Genomic DNA, 24,493 nt, shown 5'->3' on the forward strand with positions numbered 1-24,493 from the left:
TCTTCTTATGCAACACACAAACAAATCTGGAACTTTAAATCGTGGTTTAAAAGAACGACATATTACTTTAATGTCACTCGGTTCAGCTATTGGCGTTGGACTATTTTTAGGATCTGCTTCTGCTATTAAACTAGCTGGTCCTTCTATTCTACTAGGTTATATGATTGCTGGGCTCGTTATTTTTTTCATTATGCGAGCACTCGGAGAAATGGCAATTGAACAACCTGTTGCTGGTTCTTTTAGTAAATATGCTTATGATTACCTTGGACCACTAGCTGGCTACATTACCGGTTGGAACTACTGGTTCTTATGGGTTGTTACTTGTATGGCTGAAATTACAGCAGCTGGCATTTACATGCAATACTGGTTCCCAGATATCCCGCGCTGGACTTGGGCTTTACTCGCTCTATTATTAATGAGTGCTTTCAACTTCTTATCTGTAAAAGTATTTGGAGAACTTGAATTTTGGTTTGCTCTCATTAAAATTGTCACAATTATCTGTATGATAGTGGTTGGAGCTGGGATTATTTTATTCGGATTCGGAAACGGCGGTATAGCTACCGGTATTTCAAACCTTTGGTCACATGGTGGCTGGTTCCCAAATGGTTTTTCTGGATTACTACTCTCCATGCAAATGGTGTTATTCGCTTATTTAGGCGTTGAACTAATCGGCGTTACAGCGGGTGAAGCGCAAAACCCGAAAAAAACACTCGCAAAAGCAATCGATAATGTATTTTGGAGAATATTACTGTTCTACGTTGGGGCTCTATTCGTTATGATGGCAATTTATCCATGGAACGAACTTGGTGAGAAAGGCAGTCCATTCGTATTAACATTCCAGCAAATCGGTATTGCAAAAGCAGCAGGAATTATTAACTTTGTCGTATTAACAGCAGCTCTTTCTTCTTGTAATGGTGGTTTATTTAGTACAGGCCGTATGCTGTATACATTAGCTCAGCAGAAAAAAGCTCCTGAAAGATTCGGTCGTTTAAATAAAAATGGCATTCCAAGTCAAGGAATTATAGCAACAGCTATCGTTTTACTCTTCGGTGTTATATTAAACTATCTTGTGCCCGCAAAAGTATTTACATGGCTCACTAGTATTTCAACTTTCGGGGCAATTTGGACTTGGAGTATTATATTAGTCGCTCAAATTAAGTTCCGTAAAAGTTTGCCTACGCAAAACAAACAAAAGTTATCGTATAAAATGCCTTTATACCCATTAAGTTCATATTTCTCACTCGCTTTCCTTGCACTCGTATTATGTATAATGGCGTATTCAGAAGATACAAGAATTGCATTAATTGTAGGACCAATTTGGCTTATTGGTTTAGCTGTCGTGTATTACATGAAAGGTTTTCATAAAATTGATGAAACACCTAATTCAAAAATTAGTTAAACAAAACATCCCTTCCTTACTACTTGGAAGGGATGTTTTTAAATCTCTATAAATATTTCTCAACAAAATTCACGGTATTTTTACAAATTTTTAATATTTTTTATGTTTTCCGTCTTTATTTTTACAGAAAAATAAATTACATTATTAAAGCACATATATTTATTATTAGGGGGATTCTTCTATGAAGAATAAAAAATGGATTACATTTTCTTTAGCAACAGCAATTACACTAAGTATAGGGACTTCGTTCATACCATCTACTTATGCAGAAAGCTCTGTAGACCCAGCTCCTGAAATTGCTGCAAAAGTTGTAAATCAAAACAATGGGAAAAAAGTATTATTCGATAATACACACGGTCAAACTGCTGGGACCGCTGACTGGGTTATTGATGGTGGCTTTTCTGATTTCGGAAACGGCATTGCCCAAAACGGCTATCATGTAAAAGAACTACGTAAATCTACACCAATTACATACGAAGATTTAAAAGACTACAATGTATTTATCGTTCCAGAAGCAAATATTCCTTACAAAAAATCTGAACAAGACGCTATGTTACAATACGTGAAAAATGGTGGCAGTATCTTCTTCATTGCCGATCATTATAATGCAGATCGCAATAAAAATCGCTGGGACTCTTCTGAAGTATTTAATGGATATAGACGCGGTGCTTGGGATAATCCTGCAAAAGGAATGTCTACTGAGGAAGTAAACTCACAAGCTATGCAAGGAGTAGAAAGCTCTGATTGGCTATCTGACAACTTCGGTATTCGCTTCCGTTACAATGCAATCGGTGATGTTTCCGCTAAAAATATTGTGTCACCTGAACAATCGTTTGGAATTACAAAAGGTGTTTCATCTGTAGCAATGCACGCTGGTTCAACTCTAGCAATTACAAATCCAAAACTAGCAAAAGGACTTGTTTACCTTCCAGAAAACCCGTCAAAATGGAATAACGCTGTTGATAGCGGTGTTTATAACGGCGGTGGTGTTGCAGAGGGTCCTTATGCTGCTATTGCTAAAGTAGGACTTGGAAAAGCTGCCTTTATCGGGGATTCTTCTCCTGTTGAAGATGCATCGCCAAAGTACGTTCGTGAAGATTCTGGTCAAACAAAGAAAACTTACGATGGATATAAAGAAGAAAACGATGCTACCTTACTAGAAAACATCGTAAATTGGCTATCGAATAAAGAAACATTTACAAGTTTAGATCAAGTAAATGGTTTACAACTTGATTTACCTACTACTTTACAAACATTTGAACAACCAAGCTTATCAACTGAGCCACAACCTGAACCTTGGAGTGCACCAAATGCAGGTTATCAATGGTTTAATACAAACACTTTCAAACCAGGTTCATACGGTTATAACGGTGCTGTAACAGCAAACGACTACGTAGTTACACACCCTAGCACTCTACCAAACAATGAAGTGTTCCAAATGAAAATTCAAGTAAATAACTTATTACCAAACACAACATACAATAATTACTCTTTAGGTATCTTCACGACTGGTGGTACACAAGTAGCAAAAGTTCAAAATACAAATGGTACTTGGCCATCTACTTTCGGATATAGTAGTGCATTCTCTTTCACAACAAACAGCTTAGGTTCTGCTGAGAAAATCGTGAACGTACAAATCGATTCAAATACAACTGGACAAGCAACGCTTCGTCTACGCCAAAATACAACGGCGAAATATAGTGAGACTGTAACGATTAATAAGAAATAATAAAAAAGGCAATCCGGATATGGATTGCCTTCTTCTCACTTCTCTTCTTTTGAGAAAAACATTCTTGAAATAACGATACCTATACTTCCTACGATTAAGAATAACACTGCCCTGATCATCATTGAAACTTCTGGTAAGTCTAGAAGGAATAGCTTTCCTATCGTTACGACTAACACGACTAATCCAGCATACAATATTTCATTCATATTTTTATTCCGTCCAAACCAAACTGCAAATAATGCATATACCATCCATAATAACGATACAGATACACTTATTATGCTTCCATCTGTAGACAAAACTTCACCAATTCTAGTAATTGTAATGAATACAATCACCATAAACCAATAGAGTATTATAGAATACACATACTTGCCAAAGCTTGCTAATACTTCTTTCGCCTGTCTCATGCAATAATAGAACGTTCCTATTAAAATAAGATGAGCAACAAATCCTGCTGAAATAAATTGATCAAATGGGCTAAAAATCGTCTGTACCATTCCAATTGCATAAATCGTTGCACTGACATACAATTTTATCTGTTGTTTTCCTTTAATAGAAGTAAACATACCGAGGAAACCTTGTAATAATAGTACAATCGCTGCATTCACTAAACTATACTCATATAAAATTGCTAAACTAAATGCCCCCATTGCGAAACCAAATAAAAGATTTGTAAATGCAGAATGTCTATTCTTCCTATATTCAAACACGAACATAATAGCGTGCACGAGTGCACTTATCATTAATCCCCATGTTGTAAATTCAGGTATTTTTGAAATGGCTAATATAAAGAAGACTGCATTCGCACTAAATATCGCCAAGCGTGGCTCTACTATAAAACTTCTCTCCGTAAACATATGCCAAAATAATAGTAAGTGAATCAAACCATATACTACTGTTAACTGTACTTGCAAATCCTCTACTAACATTGACATAACAGCAAAGAAGACAAAAAGAACAATCGCAGCAACAACATAAGAAATCATATATAAATACTGATAACGATTTTTCAACGCATACCATAATAAGCTAAGCGTTAGTATCGTCTCATATCCAAAGAAAATATAAGGATTAGGAGTCGTACTATTTAATAAGAATGGCACAAAGAAAGCTCCTACCGCTACAAAGATAGTAAGATATTCCGATTGATACCTCTTCGCTATATAAATGCCTAAAATGACCCATGCGATATTACATAGAAACGCGACACTCGCTGGAATAAATCCATATAAATAATGTGCCGCAAATGTCGTTAAAACTATACCCGTTATACTTCCTCCTGCTAATACTAACCCTAACGCTTGCCGCTCGCGTTTAATTTGTATATCCCCTATATAATAAAAACCGATTGATAGGACAATACCAAACACAATTCGTATTGCTGGTGTTAATAATCCCGCATCTACCCCTGCTTTAAATAACCAAATTACTCCAAGCAACATAATACCGACGAATATGCGTGGTAACCACGTTTGGCAAAACTTAATAATATTAAATGGTTCCGGCTTAAAAGCAGATATATCCACTTGTTTTACCTCACGTTCTTGCACAGGCTCTTTTATTGTAGCTACTTCTACTTTTTGTCTTTCCTCCATAACCGTTTCAATATATTCTTTCTTTCCCTTACTAACATGTTGCTGAGCATTTTCTACTTCTATTTCTTTTTGTTTTGCTTTCAATTCAAAAAGTGCTTCTTGAATCGTTTCAATTGCCGTTTCGAGTGCTTCTATTTTCTTATTCAAATCCTCCTTCATGCGCTCCCCCCTCATTATCCGTTCGAAACCTATATATTACCAATTATCTTTATCATACTCTTAGTCTATTCATTTTCAATACCATTTTTCCAAAAAAAAAAGGTGTTCCCCAAAATAGGAAAACACCTCTTACTTATTTCTTCTTATTGAAAACAATACTCACGATAACACCAATACAAGCACCTATAATAGCTGGAACAATCCACCCAACACCTTCCATATAAAACGGAATGTATTTCAATACTGGTGTCCACTGATTCAACATTATATTTTTATTTAAAACATCGATTGCACTAAATGCTGCTACAATCCCAACAGTTACTGCATATACATATGCATACTTCCCAATATACTTATGGAATAGCCCTAAAATAATAAGCGTTAATGCAACTGGATAAATAAATCCAAGAATCGGTACTGATACTTTTAAAATTTGTGTTAATCCTAAATTAGCTAAAATCATACTAACCAAACTTAATATAAATGCCCAAACTTTATAAGCTACTTTCGGAAATGCACTTGCGAAAAATTGACTACAAGATGTAACAAGTCCGATTGACACACATAAACACGCGATCGTAAAAATAAGACCTAATAAAACGACTCCGCCTTGTCCAAATAATGTAGTCATCACTTGCGCTAACACTTGTGCACCATTATCAAATTTCCCCAATGAGCCACTCATTGAACCAACATATCCAAGTATGACGTAAATAATAGATAATAATAGTCCTGCCCCAATTCCAGCAATACTCATATATTTCGCTAACCCTTTATCATCTTCAATACCTTTTGCACGAAGAGCATTTGCAATAACAATCCCGAAAATTAAAGCTGCTAATGCATCCATCGTTAAATATCCATCTAAAAACCCTTGGAACATAGGAGCTTGTCCATAGTTTCCAGCAGCCTCTTTCACACTACCTACTGATGTAAACATGCTCTTTATAAAGATAAGGGCAATCATAGCTAATAATAACGGTGTTAAAACCTTTCCGAACAACCCCATTAATTTAGACGGTGATAAACTTAACCAGTACACAATACTAAAGAAAATAACCGTATAACATAATAACACTACGCTTCCCGCTTCTGGGAAGAATTGACCTGGCCCCATTTCAAAAGCTAAACTTCCTGCACGTGGTATACCAAGTCCTGGTCCAATGAATACATACACGATACACGGAAAAATAATGGCGAATGAGGAATGAACCCTACCCGCTAGCGCTTGAAAACTTCCTGCTTTCGCAATCGCAATAACTCCCAATATCGGAAGACCCGTTGCTGATATAATAAACCCTACTAATGAAATCCACACATGTTCTCCTGCTTCATACCCAAGGAAAGGTGGGAATATAAGATTCCCCGCGCCAAAGAACATCGAGAATAACATAAGACTAATAAGTAAAATTTCTTTTTTCTGTAACAATTTCATCTCTTTCTCCTTCTTTAATTCCATCTTCTATGAAATCAATTCCACATATAAAAAAGTGCAAAAACTCGCTTCCTTATAAAGAAAACATAGTCCATAGTCTATCACAAAAGAAACACCCATTCTATAGCTATCTCTCTTTTCCAATTTCTTCTGAAAAATCAACCTTTATTGACTTATAATAGTTAATAAAGTAAAATATTAAATGTACAAAATTATTAACTTTGTTTTTGTTTGTGTCAGGAGGAAAATAACATGGAATCAGCGATACAACTAGAAAGAGAACAACAAAGAAAAAAGAAACATCCTCCAGGTTTATACTTACTCTTCTTTACAGAAATGTGGGAAAGATTTAGTTACTATGGATTACGAGGATTATTAACATTATATTTAACGACAGCTTTAGTAAGCGGTGGTCTTGGGTTTAGTCCTGCATGGGCACTCTCCATTTACGGATTTTATACTGGAGCCTGTTATTTCACACCAATGATTGGTGGATACTTAACAGACCGGTTCCTAGGTAGACGAAAAGCGATCACAATTGGTGGTATAACAATGGCAATCGGTAACCTTACACTATTTGCCTTGCAAAACCAAGTCGGCCTATACCTCGGATTAGCGCTTATTATTATCGGTAACGGATTCTTCAAACCGAACATCTCTACACTGGTTGGGGAATTATACGAAGAGAACGATCCAAAACGTGATAGTGCATTTACCATTTTCTATATGGGTATTAACGTCGGATCATTTTTAGCTCCACTCGTTTGCGGATTTTTATCAGAAAATTTATTCAAAACAACGGTTGATGGCGTTGTACATTTCGGATTCCGTTACGGTTTCTTAGCCGCTTCAATCGGAATGATCATTGGACAAATTTTATTTACAACATTATCAAATCGCTTCCTTGGTGATATCGGTAAAAAACCAACTCGCGATTTACAAACAACAGATGGACAACCATCAGTTGGAGATACACCGTTAACAAAAAAAGAAAAACAACGTACTGCAGTTATCGTCATTTTAACATGCTTCGTTGTCTTCTTCTGGGCTGGCTTCGAACAAGCTGGTAGCTCATTAACATTATATACAAACAAATTTGTAGACCGCTCTGTGTTCGGATGGGAAGTTCCAACATCTTGGTTCCAATCGGTCAATCCATTATTTATTATTTTACTCGCTCCAGTCATTTCAGCATTATGGGCAAAACTTGCAACTCGCAAGCGCGGGGATTTAAAAATCCCAACTAAAATGGGACTTGGTATGATCTTGCTCGGTATCGGTTATATCATTCTCGTTATCGCTACATTAAAAACAGGTAGTGATGAACATAACATTACAGAAAAAGCAAACTTACTATTTATCGTCTTTACGTATCTTTTCCATACGTTAGGTGAGCTATTCTTATCACCTGTTGGACTATCAATGGTTAGTGCACTTGCCCCAGTAAAACTTGCTTCTTTATTAATGGGAGTATGGTTGGCAAGCTCAGGTATCGCTAACATTTTAGGCGGACAACTTGCAAGCTTCACAACTTCACTTGGATATGCTGAAGTATTTACCGTAATTGGAGCTGTAGCAATTGTATTAGGTTGTGTTTTATTATTAATTTCTAAAAAATTAGTGAAATGGATGGATTAAAAAAAGATGAGGGATTTCCCTCATCTTTTTTTACGCTTTCTTACCTTTTTCTATCGCTTGCTCATACAGCTCTTTATGTTCTTTATATTCACTTGGTATGAAACTCTTATAGAAGAATGAAAGCCAACTGTCTCCCTTTTTATATCCTTCTTCTCGAATTTCCATTGCTTTTTTATTCGATTTAAATCCTTCAGTAAACCATTTCTTGAATGATTCATTCTTTTCATACTTAGCAGGAACCTTCAAATCATAATTTTCAAACGCATACTTATAGCCAGCTTTTTCTACTGCTTTTTTTGTAGACTTATAACCCTTTTCATAAGCTGTTTCATACGCCTTCACATACACATCTTTCTCTCTATTTCCAGGGTTCTTTCCAGCTAGTTCCTTACCTGCCTTTTCCCCTAGTTCAGCTTGCTCTTTTTCAATTTTTTCTGTTCTTTCTTTATTCCCTACTTGGAAACCTTCTGCAAAGTTCTGCTTAAACTCTGGAGCAATTTGACTATCTTCCATCGTCTCTTGCGCTAAACCTTGCTCTTTTCCTTTTTCAAAATGCATTTTCTTCTGCTCTTCTAAAGACCAAGATGCAGCATAAGCAGTTTTAAATGCCTCTTTATATGTATCTGATTTTCCAGCTAATTGTGATTCCGCATCATTTTTCCCTGCTTTAAAATCAGTCTCTCCACTTTTTTGTCCCTCAAGCTGCCCTTTTTCCATATCAGCTTGACGCAGTGCTTCCTCTCGCTTACGTGCCTCTTCTGCTTTTCTTTGTTCCTCGGCTACACGTTGACGCTCCTCTTCAGCTTTACGTTGCTCTTCTGCCGCACGTTGTTTCTCTTCCTCTGCCTTACGCTGTGCTTCTGCTTCCCGTTGTTTTTCAACCTCTGCATTGCGCTGCGCTTCCGCTTTTCTTTCAGCTTCTACAGCACCATTATTATTTTGACTAGGAGCTGGGCTCGTTGCACCACTACTAGAAGCTGGCTTATTGTGATAATGATACTCCCCGTACTGTAATCCCCATTTTTCACAATTTGTACGACATGTATGCCCACCATTAGCATCTGTACGCCCTGGATGCGCATAAGCTGAAATTGGAGCTACCAATAATGCTACACTTGTTGTTAAAAGAAGTTTCTTCACCTGTTGTTTCACTCTTGTTCCTCCCAAAATCTTGAATTCTAACTTTATTATACATAAATAGAAAAATACTTAAATACCAACTAAAATATTCTATTATTTCTCAACATTAGTAAAAAAGAAGGTCAACTCTTAGAGAGTTGACCTTCTTTTTTATTTCTTCGCCTTCGTTCCTACTAAATCACCAGCAACAACGTAACGCTTAGAATTATCCTTCACAGATACACATGTAATAAGCGTTATTTCATCTTTCCCATGATCTTCAACAACTTCCCACTTATCAGGAGTTACTTCAGATACACCAGTAACCGCATATTCATATTCGTTTTCATTATCATACAAATAAATTTTGTCACCTTTTTTTAAAGAGGATACATCACTAAATAAAACACCTCTTTTAGACATATTATGTCCTGCTAATGCATAGTTCCCTTTTCCCATTACTTGATTTTCTTTTACTGTCGCTGCACCAGATAATAGATTTTTCTCAGTAGAAGATTTTAAAACAGGAAGTTCTAATGAAACACTCGGGATCGAAATACGCCCAATTACTTGTTTCTTATCTAATGATGCATTCGCCACTTCTGCCAAGTCTGGCTGATTAATTTTCGAAGCATCTACAAATTCCGTCTCATGTTTTTCATAATCCATCTTTTGAACAGCCTGCACATTTTCAGTCTGTTTCTTTTCAGCCTGATATCCATCATAAAATGGCTTTCCGATTAACACACCACCTACAACAAATAGAAGGATTGCTACTATACTATAAATTCTTTGCTTATTCATATACAATTCCTTTCCCATACAAAATCTTACTCTATATAAAATGATAAGATAATATTGCTATATGTACAAGTATAAGCTAAAAAGAAACCTTCTTGCCGATGCAAGAAGGTTTCTTTTTAAGCGATTTTATTTCGATATAAGGACACGTGGAAAATCGTCATTTGAATAAAGAAAATACTAAATGCAATATATACAGGATATGCAGGAATATATAGATTAGCAATTGGAGAAAGAGTTAAAAAACCAACCGCACAAGGCAACACGTACCATAATGACATAAATGTAGTACGACAAGCTTTTTCTGTAATTGCCTTTTCTCGTTCATCTTCTTGAGGAAATAATAGTGGAAACATCCAATACGAGAGCTTTTTATATTTTTTCTTTTGAATTTTATAAAGAATAGTCGATACAATACTAAATATTAATAATAATGTTAGCGGCATTAAACTCAATGAAATTTCAAATGGTACTCTCTCCGTTTGAATAAAGTTAGCAACTTCGATAGTAAAATAATACAACTCAATAAACGCCCAACCTGCTAATACCATTAAAAGTACATTTAACATATAAGAAAATACAAGTCTATTCATCCTCTTTCCCCTCCTTATTTAAAACAAACACATCTTCCATTTTCAACTGAAATACATCGCAAATCATAAGCGCTAATAATAATGAAGGAACATAATCCCCTTTTTCAATTGCAGCAATCGTTTGTCTCGTCACTCCAACCTTTTCTGCTAATACACTTTGCGAAAAATTAAACCGAGCTCTTAATTCCTTCACTCTATTTAAAATGGTCAAATTTACCACCTCTCATTTATATTGTATGCTAACCTTAACAAAATGTAAACTCAACTTAACATTAGTTTCATAAAAAAATCCAACTTTACGTATTGTAAAGTTGGATTACGTATTAGTTTAAAATTGTAACTTTAACATTTTTTCTGCCCCAATTACTAGATGAAGCTTTATCAGGCATTAAAACATCAATTTTGTGACCTTTAATCGCACCACCAGTGTCTGCTGCAATTGCTTCTCCGTATCCTTCAACATATACGCGAGAACCTAATGGGATAACAGATGGGTCCACTGCAATTAATTTCATTCCTGGGTTTGCAGTTAGATTATAGCCTCCCCATGCAGAATATACTTGTTGACCTGGTGCATAGCCATTTTCACCTGGATCTGCTGTATAAGCTGTTGCATGTACATAGATTTCTCTTCCACCAGCAGCTGGTTTAGATGGTTGTGCAGGTTCTACCTTCGAATTATTATTAGCAACAGGTTCAGCTGGTTTACTAGCTTGTTCTTGCTTTTTCTTTTCAGCAACTTCCGCCTGTGCCTTAGCTAAAGCTTCTTGCTCAGCCTTTGCAGCTGCTTCTGCTTTCGCACGCTCTTCTGCTGCAATTCTTGCTGCTTCTTGCTCACGAGCAATTGTTTCTTGCACTGCCTTCATATTTGACTCAATTTTAGCTTTTTCTTCTGCTGCTAAATTAAGTTGGCTTGCAACCTGATTATATTTAGCTTGAACTGTTTGTAAGTTAGCTTGACGTTTTTTCAAGTTATCTTGCAACTCAGCTTGTGCTTTTGCTAATTTTTGTTTGTCTACTACTAAAGATGCTTCTTTTTCATCAATTGTTTTCTTATCTTCTTCAATTTGACGAAGATCTTGTTCTTGTAGACGTAAAATTTCTTTATCAGCTTCTAGAATAGTAGAAACTGCGTTCATACGTTGTAAGAAATCTGCAAAGTTCTTTGACTCTACTACAACTTCTACTACTAAACTCGTATTTGAACTGTTTTGAACAGAAACCATACGTTTTCTCATAATATCCTTACGAGCAAGGACTTTATCCTCTAAAACGACAATTTCGTTCTTTTTTTGCTCAATCTGCTTATGTGTTTCATCGATTTTACGTTGAATAGCAGCTTGATCCTCTTTATTTTTTGCAATTGTATTATTTAAATTATGTAGTTCGTTTTCGATACCTTGAATTTCTTTGCTAACAGCTTGCTTCTCTTGCTCTTTCTTTTGCATTTCTGCATCGTTTTGCTGTAATTGCTGTTGCATGTTGTTAAGTTTCTCGTCGTTTGACTCTGCTTTAACAGCGACTGTACTAGAAAGACCTATAATTCCTGCTAATACTAGACTACTGATTCGCTTAAAATAGTTCATAATCCGACTCCCTTCTTATACAGTTATACATGATTTATTTTACAGTTTGTTTACAATATCATTAAATACAGTTTATTTTTCATGACGAAAAAAAGGGAATTATGCATAAAATGTAATAGATTCTTAAATATTTAACAATTCCTATATTTAAAAATTATAAAAGATGCTAAAATCCAAATATAGAGAAAATATAACTTCTAAAGGCGGTTGAAATAAATATATGTTTACTCAAAAGAAATCACTCCAACATAAAATTGATCAATTAGAAAGTCGTATACAAGAACTAGAAGCAGAATTAAAACAAAAGGATATCGAACAACAAGAGACTATTTCTTCTATCCACGATCGTGTACAAAGCGTTGTTCAAGAACATAAACTTGTAAATAGCCAGCACCATACACTTCAAAATTTAGTTCAACAATTAAACTCATGTTTCGAAAATGTTTCAACGCGCACGACACATTCCAATGAATTGAATAACGAAATGTTACAAAAAGAACAAAGCTTAATTCAATCTATTGAAGAAATTATTGACTGTTCTAATGAAGGTAAAGAATCTGTTCATCGTTTACTTATTGTAATTAACAAATTAGGTGAACAATCTCAGCGTACATCTAACAGTATGAATCATTTAAGTGAACGCTCAAAAGAAATCGAGCAAATTGTAGAAGTCATTCAAAACATTGCAGCACAAACAAATTTACTTGCTTTAAATGCAAGTATTGAAGCCGCGCGTGCTGGAGAGCACGGTAAAGGATTCGCTGTCGTTGCTAATGAAGTAAGAAAACTAGCAGAAAGTACAGCGGAAAGTACAAAAAACATCGGCAACTTAACGAAAAAAATTCAAGAAGAAATTGAAAAAGCATACGATAATACAAAAGATAATTTACATTTAGTCGATGAAGGTGTAGAAATGAGTGCCGATACAAACGCTAGAATCGAAAATATTTTAATTATGATTCAAACGTTACAAAACGGTGCTACAAATGTTATTAAAGCTATCGAAAACCAAAAATCTTGTAATGATGATATATTACGAGAATTTGCTAATACACAACAAATGTTCCAAAAGTTAAATACTACTATTATGAATCACATTCATGATGCTGAGAAAGTCGATGTTCAATTAACGAAAAGTCTTGAAGAAACAGTAGTTTCTCATTAATAATAAAAATCCCTTATACTTTTATAAGGGATTTTTATTATATTTAGAATATTTATTTCTTCTCAATATTCATCCGTATCTTTGTTATAATGGACAAGTTGTTTCTTTCAACTATTAAACAAGGAGGTTATTATGGAACAATTTTACTACATTTTAAAATATTTAATTCTTGGTCTGTTCCAAGGACTAACAGAACCCATTCCGATTTCTTCCAGCGGGCATCTCGTTTTAGCACAGCATTTGCTAGGACTAAAAATAGAAGGGTTTAGCTTCGAACTACTTGTTAATTCAGCTTCATTATTAGCTGTGTTACTTATTTATAGAAAGGACTTAATTCGTCTAACGAAGAATGGTCTATCTTATATCTTTACAAGAGCAGAGGACGCAAAATCAGATTTCTTCTTTATTATTTATCTTGTTATTGCGACTATTCCAGCAGGTGTTATTGGTGTTTTATTTAAAGATTACATCGACCAGTACTTAAAAGGTGTGAAGATGGTTGGGATTTCCCTTCTTATTACCGCTGTCGGCCTCTGGATTATTAGAAACTTGCGTGGACGTAAAAATGATGGCGATCTTTCTATGAAAGATGCGATCATCGTCGGATTAGCACAAGCTTGCGCACTAATTCCTGGAATAAGCCGCTCAGGTGCAACAATTGTAGCGGCGATGTTACTTGGTATGAAGCAAGAAACAGCACTTCGTTTCTCATTCCTACTATATATCCCTGTTAGCTTAGGCGGCTTATTACTAAGTATTACAGACATTGCAAAAGATCCAAATCTAGACACACTATTCGTACCATATGTCGTTGCTTTTATCGCAACATTTATCATGACATATATTTCGTTAAAATGGTTTATGAACATTATGGCAAAAGGAAATTTAAAATATTTCTCTTTCTATTGCATTATCGTAGGTGTACTTACTCTTATTTTCTTATAAGGTGAAACTTACAAATCAAAAAACGAGTCATTCTATTACACTAGAACGACTCGTTTTTTATAACTCTATGAAGTTAAAACCTATCATTTACTTTAAATTTTCTGAATAGTATAATACTTATTACGGTAAATCTTTTCTACCATTATCGCAAAAGAGGTGTTCATATGTTTATTGTTACTAAACTCATTCGCATTAAATATAGTTATGAAAATGAACTACTTAATTCGCTTAAAAAATGTTATCCATCCCCTGGAACAAATGGTTGTATTAATATAGAATTTTTACATGTGCATCGTACAAGTGATGATGCACAATATATGATTCGTATGTTATGGAAAACACAACAAAATTATCATACATGGCTTTCTCAAAGAGAAGAAATTGAAACTTGGAAACGTAACTATATCCTTTCTTCAAAATCAAATGCTACCTATATGCACGATCCTCTCGCTTGCCATTCCTAAAAGACATGTAAAACCCCTCTTACTTTTTTTGTACAGTAAGAGGGGCTCTTTTATGCGTATACTTTCTTTTCTTGACAATACAAACGAATAACATGTTTATTTTGTTGAAATACATCATGCGTTAGGCGGATAATAATAAAATTTCGTTTTGTTTGATCATCATGAACAAAAATCTGTTCTCCCTCCTGAAAACGCCATGCACTTTCAAAAGTTGTAATATGATCCCCACTTACAGAAAAAAGCTCATATCGCATATCTTGTACCCTCTCTCAACTTATAATAATCATAATATCCTTATATTAAAGTTAGTATAACTTAATTTCGTTTAAATTTGTAATTTTTTCTATTTCGAAATATTTTAATTTTGTTTTCAAGTTCTTTTAACGTTATAATGATAAACGAATTTTCATTGAAAGGAGTTTCATTTTGACTGCATATTTATTTCCAATAAAAACAGCATTTATTTTATTTCCTATTTTAGCAATGTTTCTATTAATCCCTTTTTTAATATTTAATTATCGCAAGTACGGTTATTTAAATAAATGGCGTTCATTTATTTTATACTCATTATTACTTTATGTATTAAATGCCTATTTTCTTGTTATTTTACCTTTACCCCAAACATATGACACGTGTAGCCTACAACCGGCTAACACACAACATATGCAGCTCTCACCATTTTATTTCATACAAGAGATTGGTAATCATACCTCAGCGATTTTAACGAAACCAGCTACGTACTTCTATTTATTAAAGGAGTCTGCCTTTTTACAAGTTGCTTTTAACGTTCTACTAACCGTTCCGTTCGGTATATACTTACGTTATTATTTCCGACGCAGCTTCTTACAAACAGCGTGCATTTCTTTTTGCCTTTCGCTGTTCTTTGAGTTAACACAAGTAACTGGATTATATGGTATTTATAATTGTGCCTATCGCTTATTTGATATTGACGATTTGTTTTTAAACACACTAGGCGGCGTAATTGGTTTTATCATTGCACCAATATTTACGTACTTCCTTCCGAAAACAAGCGAATTAGATATTCATATTGATTTAGAAACAAAACCAGTCGGATTTATTCGTCGTCTCATTGCTATGCAAATTGATTGGATTTTTTTATCTATCGTTGTACCGTTCATTAAAAACAAAGGAAATTCACTATTTATCGCTAACATCCAATCTTATACAAATGTATACGAACTCCTTTTCATTACATGTTCAATCTTCATTTACTTTATTATCATTCCATACTTTACAAATGGAAGAACAATAGGAAAAGCATTGCTTCGGATTTACATTAAAGGCCAGGCAGAGCGTATTACACTAAAAGAATTATTCATCCGCTACGGTATATTCTATTTCATTTTAGGTGGAATCAATTATATTCTTTCGAGTAGCTCTATCTTAAACCTTAAAGAGCCTTTAGTATTAGTAGTTATATTATTATTCCAACTCGTAATTAACGGTCTATTTATTATTCATGTTTTATTACATGTATTTAGTCGTGATAAGTTACTATTTTACGAGCACATTAGTCAAACAAGAAATGCGATCATACTAAAAAAAGCTGACAAGTAATACTTTGTCAGCTTTTTTTCATAATCGTAAATAATTTTTCTGTGTAAGGATTTGAAAACACTTCTGCTTCATCTAGTAACTTTCTCACCTTTAGAAACGAATGCATTTCCGGATATATATTTTGTAATTTTTCGTACGTTAACGTATGCATTTTCCCCCAATGCGGGCGCCCTTCATACTTTAGAAAAATTTTCTCCACTTCACCAAAATAAGCAGCATACTTCATACCTTTATACATATGAACAGCAATGTACGCTGAATCCCTTCCGTATGCTGGACTGAGCCATATATCATCTCTTTTCACATAACGACATTCAATCGGAAAGTGTACTTTATACTTTTTCTTTTCAATAAGATTTGATATTTCTTCTACAACGACCTGCATATACTTTGACGGAACACTATACTCCATTTCATAAAATGGAACTGCACGAGATGTAGCAAATACTTCATAACTCGGACCAATTATTTTTGTATTCGGTACAGCTTTAGCTGATAATCGACTTACTCCTTTACTTATAGAAGGAAACCATTTACATCCTTTAGATAACAAAGAGAACATCTTATTTTCAAGCAACTCTACCTTTAGTTTATGCCACTTCAAATCACTTTTTTTACCCGTCGTTTCATTTGTAAATTTCACTTGTACTTCATCTGAATAAGGAAAAACGAAAAATTCAAAATGGCGATTTTTTTTATATTCTTCTAGCTTGTTCATTACAGTAGATAATGACTGTTTTTCACTTTTATAAACAAGTGAATAGGCTGGAATAACCTTCAATTTTATTTTTACAATGATACCTAACATTCCAAGCGATAACTGAAAGGCTCTCCAATATTCCACATTCTCAGTTTCCGAGCAAACTATACTCTCACCTGTAGATAAAACTGCGGTAATCTCTATAACTTGTGTTGATAAACTTCCAAAGGTAATACCCGTTCCATGAGTCCCTGTACTAATCGCTCCTGCGATTGATTGTGAATCAATATCCCCTAAATTTTCTTGCGCATAACCTTTTTCTGCAAGTAACTTCCCTAAGTCATGTAGCTTTGTTCCTGCCCATACTTCGGCAACCATCTTCTCTTCATCAATATTCACAATACCTTTCAATTCATCTAAAGAAATTAAAATTTCTTCCGTCTGCACAAGAGGGGTAAACGAGTGTCCTGAACCGACAACGCGAATTTTCTTCCCTTCTTTTCGTGCAAGCTCTACAACTTCTACTACATCTTGTATACTTTCTGGATACATCGTATAATGCGGCGTTCCTTCTACATTCCCTGTCCAATTTCTCCATTTTTGTCCCTTTATAGAAAGCATTGGCCATCCCCCCGATATGTTGCATACTTCCCAACAATCTCTCCTTCTTTCACACGATATAAAAATGGAAACCGCTCACATAACTCTCCAGCTTTACTATGGCGAAACAAGATAGGATCTCCTATCTCTATCCGTTCCTCACCGTTATAAAAAATCGGTGTTTGTACTTCACCAGCGCCTTCTAAAGCTAATAGTTTCGCATCATTTGGCCTCCAAATCTCAGGTTCTTTATCTTTCCCGATTGCGCCTGAGGCAATATATCCACCACCTAGACAAGTGTAAATAAACGGGGCTGGTTTACGCACAACTGGTAAAGCAAATCCGACAGCTGGATGAAATTGCACCTCTTTATAATAATCAAATAGCTTCGGAGCATAAAAAGCAGAACCTATTGTAATCTCCGAAACTGCATTATCTTTCTCAGTTGTTTTTATGCTTCCTGTGCCTCCCCCATTTACAAATCTTAGTTCAATACCTAGTTTTTGGATTTCTTTCACAATATGTCCTCTTCTTCCTTTAACTTCTAACACCGATTTCTTCTTTAAGTACGAAATCACTTTACTTTTCACTCGTTGATTCGGTATATGATCTCCTACCCCAGCAATTTGTGCTTCATATCCCATGACACCGTCTAGTATTAAAAATAATGATTCCTTCAATCTTTTTACTATTTTCAAAGCACCCTGCACATCTTTTACCGGTGATCTTTTGACCCCAAAATGAAGCTTAAAAAAACGACTACTCATATCAATATCTAAGCAAACACGAAAACATCCTTTAGACTTCTCAGCAATTTTTTCTAAATAAACAATATGATCTTCACAATCCACCATACAAGTTATAATGAGCCCTTGCTTTGTTAGCAAACTTATTTCATGTAACGCTCTATCATCATAAGCAGGATATCCGAGTAATAAATCATTGAATCCTTGTTCAATTAAAAACAAAACTTCCCTAGGTGAAAAACACATAATACCTTGAAAACAATCGTTTGCAGATAAAACCTTTTGCATAACCGGAACAGAACGTAACGATTTACTCGCTATACGAATCTTCTTATTTCCACTTAATTCTATAATCGATTGAATGTTTCTATCTAAAGCTACTTCATCCAAAAATGCACACGGTAATGGAACTTCTTTAAAAATTCCTCGATCCACATTTTTTCTCTCCTCTTCTCTATATGTCTTATACATATTGGAAAGAAAGTTGGAATCTCCTCTACAAAATAAAAAAGTTTCTTCCTATTTAAGAAGAAACTTTTTTAGGACTACTTCATAGAAATAGTTGCTGCTACTGGATAATGATCAGAATAATCATCATACGTATATTTTTTGAGCCATGATGTAACAGTCCACTGTGGAGATTCCGGTTGTAACACTTTATTCTCTATAAATGACGGATTCGCATGGTCTTTACTTGCAATAATATAATCTAAATACTCGGCAGGGCTATCAGGGAAATTATATTTCGCAATACTGTTTGTCGTCGCATCCCAAGTTGCTGTATGTCCCGTATAAGATGGAATAGAAGCGTGTAATGTTTTAAACATGGATGGGTACTCTGAGTCACTATTGTTCTCTGCATTTATTTTATTCACGTTCATATCACCACCAAATAGAACGTACTCGTCATTTGGTATATTTTTATTTTTAATAAAATCTTGAATTTCTTTTAGCTGGTTTGTACGTACAGATGCAGGTGAAGTTTTTCCGCACATACTATCTTCAGCCTGCAAGTGTGTCCCAATCACATGAACGAAACGATCATTTTTCTTAATTTTTGTGTATACAAACCCTTTATTTGATAAATTATCTGGTCCGCATCCTTTTGAAAATACATATTGAACCTTTTCAACGATCGGCCATTTGCTCACGATTGCAACGCCCCCATCTTCAGGAGTTGCAGATGAATAGTTACCTAACGTTTTATCCCATTCATTTCCGTTACTACGACCTAATACCGCTGTTTGATTTGGATATTCTTTCTTCAAATTTCCTAACAAACGATCTGATGCGCTATTATCAAACACTTCATTTAATATAATAACGTCTTGATTCTTTATATAATCTGCTGCTCCAATTAAATCAGCACGCTCACTTTGTCCCCAGTTCGGATATAAGTTAGTTGATAGCATGTACACATTATGTGTCATCACTTTTAATGTATCATTTTTATTTGTAGACACTTCCGCTTGAGCTGACGATCCACTATATAAAGCCGCTAGACCGATTCCAACGCTAAGTATACTTTTTAGTAATTTACCTTTCACGTTTCATACCTCCATTTGTATAGTGATAAAAAGGCCAAATACTCTATTGTGAGATTTGACCTTTTTTAAATACTTAACGATCTCCGTACGTATCAAACCAAAGCTGAATGTATCCAGCAGTAACACGTTGTGCATCCATTAATCGCTTACCTGTCATTGGTGTAACTTCAGCGCGCCATTTATCTGCATATTCTTGTGATACAGCTGCTTTTACGAACCAATCTTTCGTATTATCATTTACAATTCCAGAGTAATCTTGTTTCGCCATTACTGCCGCTCCATGAATCCACTCTTCTGGATTTGTACCTTTCCAGTTCCAATATCCATTTCCATCCGTTACTTTATAATTATCTTTTATCGTATCTACAAAGTTTTCATACTTAGAATGGAATCCTTGTGGGTACGAAAGATTTGTAAAGTTTGCCGCATGCATCGGTTGGTTTACATCTCCTAAATAATGAAGAGATAATCCTAAGTAGAAGAATGCTTGTTTCATATCTTTATTTTTATATGATTCACCAGCTAATTTAAAATATTTAGCTCCAGTTTCTTTTGCCTGCTTTGCAAATGGAATATATGTTTTTCCATTGTCTGGATCATAGAAATGTGAAGCAAATGTGCTATTATCATAATAAGGATTTTCATAGTCAGCAGCATAAATACCGTTCTCTAACTCCGTACGCCATTCATTTAATTGTGCAACTCGATCTTGTTTTACAAGTGTTGTATTGCGAGACATAATATCAATCGCACGGTTTACAATCCATAAATGAGAGTTTACGCCTTCTTTATGTTTATCTTCAGCAGACCAGCGATGAACTATTTTTATTTTACTTCCCCCATCATTTTCATGAGCAAATGCAACACTTTGTAACGGAGCTACTAATGTAATAGCTGCTGCTAAAGCAAGTACTTTCTTTTTCATCTGAAATCCTCCATTTTATAATTGAATTATTGTAAACTTTTTTGTTAGGATCCTATGATGTCGTCCGGTTAACCTATGACTAGAATATCCCACCTTTCATGAAATTTCTATCACTAAATTAAAATATGTAAATGTTCATATCATTATAACTTTATACATAGTGAATATAATGATTGAATGCACTTTCATTTTAATAAACTATTATTAAGGCTTGTCTAAACTAATGTAAAAAAAGAGTAAAGCATACACATGCTTTACTCTTTTTTTCTATTCGATAATATACTTGGCAATTGTACATTAACTGCCAACTTATGAATGAATCCAAATACTAATCCAATTCCAATAAATATGTATAAGATTGTAAATATCTTTCCGAAATCAGTTTGCGGACTAAAACTCGCATCACCGACAGTCGTCAACGTGACCACACTAAAATATAAAGCGTCAAGAGGACGTAATCCTTCGACTGTACTATAAAAAATCGTACCAGACGTTAATGTTAAAAATGTTAATACGAATAATACTTGAAATTCTTTATCTTTCCACGCTCGTAAACAAGCTTTTAGCATCCGTTTCAACGTCAACATAAATGAAAGCATTCGACTTCCCCTTCCAAACAAAATACCTGTAGTTACAGGAAAGTCTATCACCTTTCTGTATAGAAAAAAAGTAGCCCTCTTCTATTTCTAGAAAAGAGCTACTTTTTACTATTCTATATTATTTAGGTGAAACAAGAATTTTCACTTGTGTTTTATCTTTTACAAGTGCTTCAAATCCTTCTTCAACAACTTGATCCACTGTAATTTTTTTCGTAATTAATTTCTCTGCTTGAATTTGGCCAGAGCTAATTAATTTAATAACAGCTGGGAAGATATGACGATATCCTAAAATACCAACCACTTCTTTTTCTTTTAGTACAAGATTGTTTGGAGTAATTGTTGCGTCTTTTTCCCATACACTAACAATTACAGTTTGTCCTTCGAAACTTGTACTTTCAATTGCTTGACGAAGTACTACTTCAACACCTGTTACTTCAAAGCTCACATTTACACCTAAACCATTTGTTAAGTTACGAATTTCTGCTAATACATCTTGAGTAGCTGGATTTAATACGTAATCCGCACCTGCTAATTTTGCTAACTCTTGACGCTCTTTAGAAAGTTCAACTGCAATAACAGGAGTTGCTCCTGCTGCTTTAGCTGCTTGGATAACAAGAAGTCCAATTGGACCACAACCAAATACTGCTACAGCTTCGCCTTCTTTTAATTTACTTTGACGTACTGCATGAACTGCTACAGCTGCTGGTTCTACAAGTGCACCTTGTTCATACGTCATTTCATCTGGAATATGGTGAACCATATCTTCTGGTACTACTGTATATTCAGAGAAACCGCCGCCTTCTCCGCCAAGACCGTGGAAAACAAGTTGTTCACAAACATTGTAATGTCCATGTTTACAAGCTTCACATTTACCACAAGAATAAATTGGTTCTACAACGACGCGGTCTCCCACTTTATGAGATGTAACGCCTTCACCGATTTCAACTACCTCACCGCTAAACTCATGACCTAAAATAACCGGTGCTTTTACGTGTGTTAATGGATGCTCTTCTGTTGGAATAAAAATAGGTCCTGCTAAATATTCATGCAAGTCTGTCCCGCAGATACCACACCATTTAACTTTAATCTTAACTGCTCCTGGTTTTACAGTTGGTTCTGGTACTTCTTCTACTCTTACATCACGTTGATTATGCCAAAGTAATGCTTTCATTTTATACATCCCTCTCTATGTATATACTTAACCTGGTGAAGTTTACAAATCTATTATAATACTTCTATCCATATATTTCAAAAAAACAATCTCATTTCCACTAAATTTTAACAAATAACGTTCAATATTTTGTCACTTTGTACTTTTTTCCACATCTGTTAATTCAATTTCATTGCGGTTGAAATTAGCATTATGCCATAATAGCATAGGAGAGGTGAATATCGCTTGAAATATTTTATTTACTTTATTGTTATCGTAGCATTTCTAGATACATTTTCACAATTACCTATTATGAGTACGTTCGCTCAAAGTCTTGGAGGATCCCCTCTTATTATTGGGCTAGTTGTCGGCATGTACTCATTCGCTAATATGATCGGTAATATTATTGCTGGCGCTGCTGTCGATAAATTTGGTGCAAAAAAAATACTTTATATAAGCATGGGCCTTACGAGTTTCATAGTATTGTTATACACAGTTGTTCAAAATGGTGAACAACTATTAGTTGTGCGCTTTATGCACGGCTTTAGTGATGGATTTTTAATTCCTGCTGCCTTTACGTTTTTATCAAAACAAACAAATGCAGCAAGACAAGGTAAGGCAATGGCTCTATCTGGTGCTGCTGTTGGAACAGCGGCAATTGTAGGACCTGCTTTCAGCGGGATTATGAAAGCAACTGCTGGTATAGAGTGGGTGTTCATTACCATTTCTATTTTAATGGTTCTTGGTACAATCGTATCTCTATTCTTCTTACCAAATAACGTATCGAGAAAAGATACTTCAAGAACACAAATGATGAACAAAGAAGATATGATTGAACTATTGAAGTCGGAACCGTTATTACAAGCATACATTGGTGCTTTCACACTCATGTTTTCACAAGGAATTGTCACTTATATGTTACCAGTGAAAGTTGAGGCATTAGCACTTAAAGCATCTACAACAGGCATGATGTTAAGTGTATTCGGTATTACCGCTATCCTCTTCTTCTTACTACCAACAAATCGTATTTACGATCGATTTAATCGTTCAAAACTAATGCTAATCGGTATTGCAGTAATGGCGTTAGCATTAGCTTTACTTGGATTATTCGCAACAAAAGGTATGCTCTTTATCGTTATGATGGTTTATGGCATTGGATTCGCTATCCTTTTCCCATCAATAAATGCATTACTTGTTGAAAATACGACAGATGATAAGCGCGGAAAAGCATTCGGATTGTTTTATGCTTTCTTCTCATTAGGAGTTGTTGCTGGATCCTTTACAGTTGGTGCAATCGGGGCATCCCCTAGCATTAGCTTCGTTATTGGAACTGCATTCTTATTAACATTTGCCGGAATGATTTACGTAAGAAGCAAAGTAAAAGGCAGAGACAAAGTAAAAAAGACAATGATAGGATAATTCCATCATTGTCTTTTTTTAATGATAAACTTCTATTCAACTTTTAACTTTCAATAAGCCGTATTTAATAAACAATATGGCATTATATTTTTCATAGAGATAATACAATGGATAACAAAACAAGAAGAAAATAAGTACAGTTGGTACATCGTCTATAATAGAAAAATATTTTACTAATAATTCCTTACTACTCTCTCCAATTATAATAAACAGTGGGATTATACAAATTGCTGCTAATATTAAGCACGGTGTAATCCTCATTTCTTTTAGCCTCACTTTACAGTGTGGACACCTGAATGAAAAAGGATGCGGGAGATCAATAATATGTTGCGCAGTAATATCTCCTTCACACTGTGGACATTCAATTATTTCTTTCATTTAACTCAACTCCTTTCTATCTATAAAAAGAGCACTATCCAATAGCGCTCTTTTACTGCCGAATATATTACTTTTGTGTGTAACCAAGTAACAATGTAAATAAATTAAACTGTAAAGGCAATACTACATTTCTTCTTTTACAAAAAAGGTGTATAAATACCGACGATACTTCGACAATTTCCTCGGAAATATTTCCTTTCCCTACATAATTTGATACACT

Annotated in this window: 23 protein-coding genes; 8 read left to right on the top strand and 15 right to left on the bottom strand. The window is 34.8% G+C overall.

Annotation, left to right across the window (positions count from 1 at the left end; translation table 11 throughout):
• Positions 1 to 7: 7 nt before the first annotated feature.
• Together ACZ76X_RS20440 and ACZ76X_RS20445 are read left to right on the top strand one after the other, a co-directional pair.
• Positions 8 to 1,399 (top strand): amino acid permease, encoded by a 1,392-nt coding sequence (locus tag ACZ76X_RS20440; RefSeq protein WP_479851519.1) that lies wholly within the window; start codon positions 8 to 10, stop codon positions 1,397 to 1,399.
• A 181-nt stretch (positions 1,400 to 1,580) separates the two neighbouring features.
• Entirely contained in the window at positions 1,581 to 3,128 is a 1,548-nt protein-coding gene (locus tag ACZ76X_RS20445) for a DNA-binding protein (protein WP_479851520.1), read from the top strand.
• Between the two features lie 35 nt (positions 3,129 to 3,163).
• On the opposite strand, the gene ACZ76X_RS20450 is transcribed toward ACZ76X_RS20445, so the two are convergent.
• Positions 3,164 to 4,885 (bottom strand): DUF2339 domain-containing protein, encoded by a 1,722-nt coding sequence (locus tag ACZ76X_RS20450; RefSeq protein ID WP_479851521.1) that lies wholly within the window; start codon positions 4,883 to 4,885, stop codon positions 3,164 to 3,166.
• A gap of 133 nt (positions 4,886 to 5,018) precedes the next feature.
• Positions 5,019 to 6,320, bottom strand: a complete 1,302-nt coding sequence (gene brnQ1, locus ACZ76X_RS20455) for a branched-chain amino acid transport system II carrier protein BrnQ1 (protein WP_479851522.1) — start codon at positions 6,318 to 6,320, stop codon at positions 5,019 to 5,021.
• A 252-nt stretch (positions 6,321 to 6,572) separates the two neighbouring features.
• On the opposite strand from brnQ1, the gene ACZ76X_RS20460 reads away from it, so the two are divergent.
• A complete protein-coding gene (locus ACZ76X_RS20460) occupies positions 6,573 to 7,958 on the top strand; it encodes a peptide MFS transporter (RefSeq protein WP_479851523.1) in 1,386 nt (461 codons plus the stop codon).
• Positions 7,959 to 7,988: 30 nt separating this feature from the next.
• Here ACZ76X_RS20460 and ACZ76X_RS20465 read toward each other — a convergent pair whose 3' ends face one another.
• The 5 genes from ACZ76X_RS20465 to ACZ76X_RS20485 form a co-directional block, all read right to left on the bottom strand.
• Positions 7,989 to 9,110 (bottom strand): YHYH domain-containing protein, encoded by a 1,122-nt coding sequence (locus tag ACZ76X_RS20465; RefSeq protein ID WP_479851524.1) that lies wholly within the window; start codon positions 9,108 to 9,110, stop codon positions 7,989 to 7,991.
• 138 nt (positions 9,111 to 9,248) lie between these two features.
• A complete protein-coding gene (locus ACZ76X_RS20470) occupies positions 9,249 to 9,881 on the bottom strand; it encodes a class A sortase (protein ID WP_479851525.1) in 633 nt (210 codons plus the stop codon).
• A gap of 116 nt (positions 9,882 to 9,997) precedes the next feature.
• Positions 9,998 to 10,471 (bottom strand): hypothetical protein, encoded by a 474-nt coding sequence (locus ACZ76X_RS20475; RefSeq protein WP_001977888.1) that lies wholly within the window; start codon positions 10,469 to 10,471, stop codon positions 9,998 to 10,000.
• Entirely contained in the window at positions 10,464 to 10,682 is a 219-nt protein-coding gene (locus tag ACZ76X_RS20480) for a helix-turn-helix transcriptional regulator (RefSeq protein ID WP_000154008.1), read from the bottom strand. The genes ACZ76X_RS20475 and ACZ76X_RS20480 overlap by 8 nt, the downstream gene beginning before the upstream one ends.
• A gap of 112 nt (positions 10,683 to 10,794) precedes the next feature.
• On the bottom strand, positions 10,795 to 12,057 hold the full coding sequence (locus ACZ76X_RS20485) for a 3D domain-containing protein (RefSeq protein WP_479851526.1): 1,263 nt from the start codon (positions 12,055 to 12,057) through the stop codon (positions 10,795 to 10,797).
• Positions 12,058 to 12,541: 484 nt separating this feature from the next.
• On the opposite strand from ACZ76X_RS20485, the gene ACZ76X_RS20490 reads away from it, so the two are divergent.
• The 3 genes from ACZ76X_RS20490 to ACZ76X_RS20500 all read left to right on the top strand — a co-directional run bounded on the left by ACZ76X_RS20490 (position 12,542) and on the right by ACZ76X_RS20500 (position 14,631).
• Positions 12,542 to 13,222: a methyl-accepting chemotaxis protein gene (locus tag ACZ76X_RS20490; protein WP_370174618.1), complete on the top strand. Its 681-nt coding sequence runs from the start codon at positions 12,542 to 12,544 to the stop codon at positions 13,220 to 13,222.
• Between the two features lie 132 nt (positions 13,223 to 13,354).
• Positions 13,355 to 14,167: an undecaprenyl-diphosphate phosphatase gene (locus ACZ76X_RS20495; protein WP_087955389.1), complete on the top strand. Its 813-nt coding sequence runs from the start codon at positions 13,355 to 13,357 to the stop codon at positions 14,165 to 14,167.
• A 164-nt stretch (positions 14,168 to 14,331) separates the two neighbouring features.
• Positions 14,332 to 14,631, top strand: a complete 300-nt coding sequence (locus ACZ76X_RS20500) for a hypothetical protein (protein WP_479851527.1) — start codon at positions 14,332 to 14,334, stop codon at positions 14,629 to 14,631.
• A 50-nt stretch (positions 14,632 to 14,681) separates the two neighbouring features.
• Here ACZ76X_RS20500 and ACZ76X_RS20505 read toward each other — a convergent pair whose 3' ends face one another.
• On the bottom strand, positions 14,682 to 14,885 hold the full coding sequence (locus ACZ76X_RS20505) for a hypothetical protein (RefSeq protein ID WP_001268332.1): 204 nt from the start codon (positions 14,883 to 14,885) through the stop codon (positions 14,682 to 14,684).
• A gap of 172 nt (positions 14,886 to 15,057) precedes the next feature.
• Between ACZ76X_RS20505 and ACZ76X_RS20510 the strand changes: the two genes are divergently transcribed.
• A complete protein-coding gene (locus ACZ76X_RS20510) occupies positions 15,058 to 16,209 on the top strand; it encodes a VanZ family protein (protein ID WP_479851528.1) in 1,152 nt (383 codons plus the stop codon).
• Positions 16,210 to 16,216: 7 nt separating this feature from the next.
• On the opposite strand, the gene ACZ76X_RS20515 is transcribed toward ACZ76X_RS20510, so the two are convergent.
• The 6 genes from ACZ76X_RS20515 to bdhA form a co-directional block, all read right to left on the bottom strand.
• Positions 16,217 to 17,530, bottom strand: a complete 1,314-nt coding sequence (locus ACZ76X_RS20515; RefSeq protein ID WP_479851529.1) for a D-arabinono-1,4-lactone oxidase — start codon at positions 17,528 to 17,530, stop codon at positions 16,217 to 16,219.
• Positions 17,518 to 18,690 carry an amino acid deaminase/aldolase gene (locus tag ACZ76X_RS20520; protein WP_479851530.1) on the bottom strand — a complete coding sequence of 391 codons (1,173 nt, stop codon included), beginning with the start codon at positions 18,688 to 18,690 and terminating at the stop codon, positions 17,518 to 17,520. Before ACZ76X_RS20520 ends, ACZ76X_RS20515 begins: the two co-directional genes overlap by 13 nt.
• Before the next feature lie 110 nt (positions 18,691 to 18,800).
• Positions 18,801 to 19,802: a sphingomyelinase C gene (sph, locus tag ACZ76X_RS20525; RefSeq protein WP_479851531.1), complete on the bottom strand. Its 1,002-nt coding sequence runs from the start codon at positions 19,800 to 19,802 to the stop codon at positions 18,801 to 18,803.
• A gap of 73 nt (positions 19,803 to 19,875) precedes the next feature.
• Positions 19,876 to 20,727: a phospholipase CerA gene (gene cerA, locus ACZ76X_RS20530; protein WP_479851532.1), complete on the bottom strand. Its 852-nt coding sequence runs from the start codon at positions 20,725 to 20,727 to the stop codon at positions 19,876 to 19,878.
• Positions 20,728 to 20,981: 254 nt separating this feature from the next.
• A complete protein-coding gene (locus ACZ76X_RS20535; RefSeq protein WP_479851533.1) occupies positions 20,982 to 21,326 on the bottom strand; it encodes a potassium channel family protein in 345 nt (114 codons plus the stop codon).
• A 118-nt stretch (positions 21,327 to 21,444) separates the two neighbouring features.
• Entirely contained in the window at positions 21,445 to 22,497 is a 1,053-nt protein-coding gene (gene bdhA / locus ACZ76X_RS20540) for a (R,R)-butanediol dehydrogenase (protein WP_000645822.1), read from the bottom strand.
• Positions 22,498 to 22,722: 225 nt separating this feature from the next.
• Between bdhA and ACZ76X_RS20545 the strand changes: the two genes are divergently transcribed.
• On the top strand, positions 22,723 to 23,895 hold the full coding sequence (locus ACZ76X_RS20545) for an MFS transporter (protein ID WP_479851534.1): 1,173 nt from the start codon (positions 22,723 to 22,725) through the stop codon (positions 23,893 to 23,895).
• Between the two features lie 36 nt (positions 23,896 to 23,931).
• Here ACZ76X_RS20545 and ACZ76X_RS20550 read toward each other — a convergent pair whose 3' ends face one another.
• Complete coding sequence (locus ACZ76X_RS20550) at positions 23,932 to 24,273, bottom strand: hypothetical protein (protein WP_087955397.1); 342 nt, start codon at positions 24,271 to 24,273, stop codon at positions 23,932 to 23,934.
• Positions 24,274 to 24,493: the final 220 nt, after the last annotated feature.

Source organism: Bacillus sp. BC05(2025) (assembly GCF_056725905.1).

Excerpts from the sequence above, each read along its gene's own strand:
- ACZ76X_RS20440 (WP_479851519.1), top strand. The coding sequence starts at position 8 with ATGCAACACACAAACAAATCTGGAACTTTAAATCGTGGTTTAAAAGAA.
- ACZ76X_RS20445 (WP_479851520.1), top strand. The coding sequence starts at position 1,581 with ATGAAGAATAAAAAATGGATTACATTTTCTTTAGCAACAGCAATTACA.
- ACZ76X_RS20450 (WP_479851521.1), bottom strand. The coding sequence starts at position 4,885 with ATGAAGGAGGATTTGAATAAGAAAATAGAAGCACTCGAAACGGCAATT.
- brnQ1 (WP_479851522.1), bottom strand. The coding sequence starts at position 6,320 with ATGAAATTGTTACAGAAAAAAGAAATTTTACTTATTAGTCTTATGTTA.
- ACZ76X_RS20460 (WP_479851523.1), top strand. The coding sequence starts at position 6,573 with ATGGAATCAGCGATACAACTAGAAAGAGAACAACAAAGAAAAAAGAAA.
- ACZ76X_RS20470 (WP_479851525.1), bottom strand. The coding sequence starts at position 9,881 with ATGAATAAGCAAAGAATTTATAGTATAGTAGCAATCCTTCTATTTGTT.
- ACZ76X_RS20475 (WP_001977888.1), bottom strand. The coding sequence starts at position 10,471 with ATGAATAGACTTGTATTTTCTTATATGTTAAATGTACTTTTAATGGTA.
- ACZ76X_RS20485 (WP_479851526.1), bottom strand. The coding sequence starts at position 12,057 with ATGAACTATTTTAAGCGAATCAGTAGTCTAGTATTAGCAGGAATTATA.
- ACZ76X_RS20490 (WP_370174618.1), top strand. The coding sequence starts at position 12,542 with ATGTTACAAAAAGAACAAAGCTTAATTCAATCTATTGAAGAAATTATT.
- ACZ76X_RS20495 (WP_087955389.1), top strand. The coding sequence starts at position 13,355 with ATGGAACAATTTTACTACATTTTAAAATATTTAATTCTTGGTCTGTTC.
- ACZ76X_RS20500 (WP_479851527.1), top strand. The coding sequence starts at position 14,332 with ATGTTTATTGTTACTAAACTCATTCGCATTAAATATAGTTATGAAAAT.
- ACZ76X_RS20505 (WP_001268332.1), bottom strand. The coding sequence starts at position 14,885 with ATGCGATATGAGCTTTTTTCTGTAAGTGGGGATCATATTACAACTTTT.
- ACZ76X_RS20515 (WP_479851529.1), bottom strand. The coding sequence starts at position 17,530 with ATGCTTTCTATAAAGGGACAAAAATGGAGAAATTGGACAGGGAATGTA.
- cerA (WP_479851532.1), bottom strand. The coding sequence starts at position 20,727 with ATGAAAAAGAAAGTACTTGCTTTAGCAGCAGCTATTACATTAGTAGCT.
- ACZ76X_RS20535 (WP_479851533.1), bottom strand. The coding sequence starts at position 21,326 with ATGCTTTCATTTATGTTGACGTTGAAACGGATGCTAAAAGCTTGTTTA.
- bdhA (WP_000645822.1), bottom strand. The coding sequence starts at position 22,497 with ATGAAAGCATTACTTTGGCATAATCAACGTGATGTAAGAGTAGAAGAA.
- ACZ76X_RS20550 (WP_087955397.1), bottom strand. The coding sequence starts at position 24,273 with ATGAAAGAAATAATTGAATGTCCACAGTGTGAAGGAGATATTACTGCG.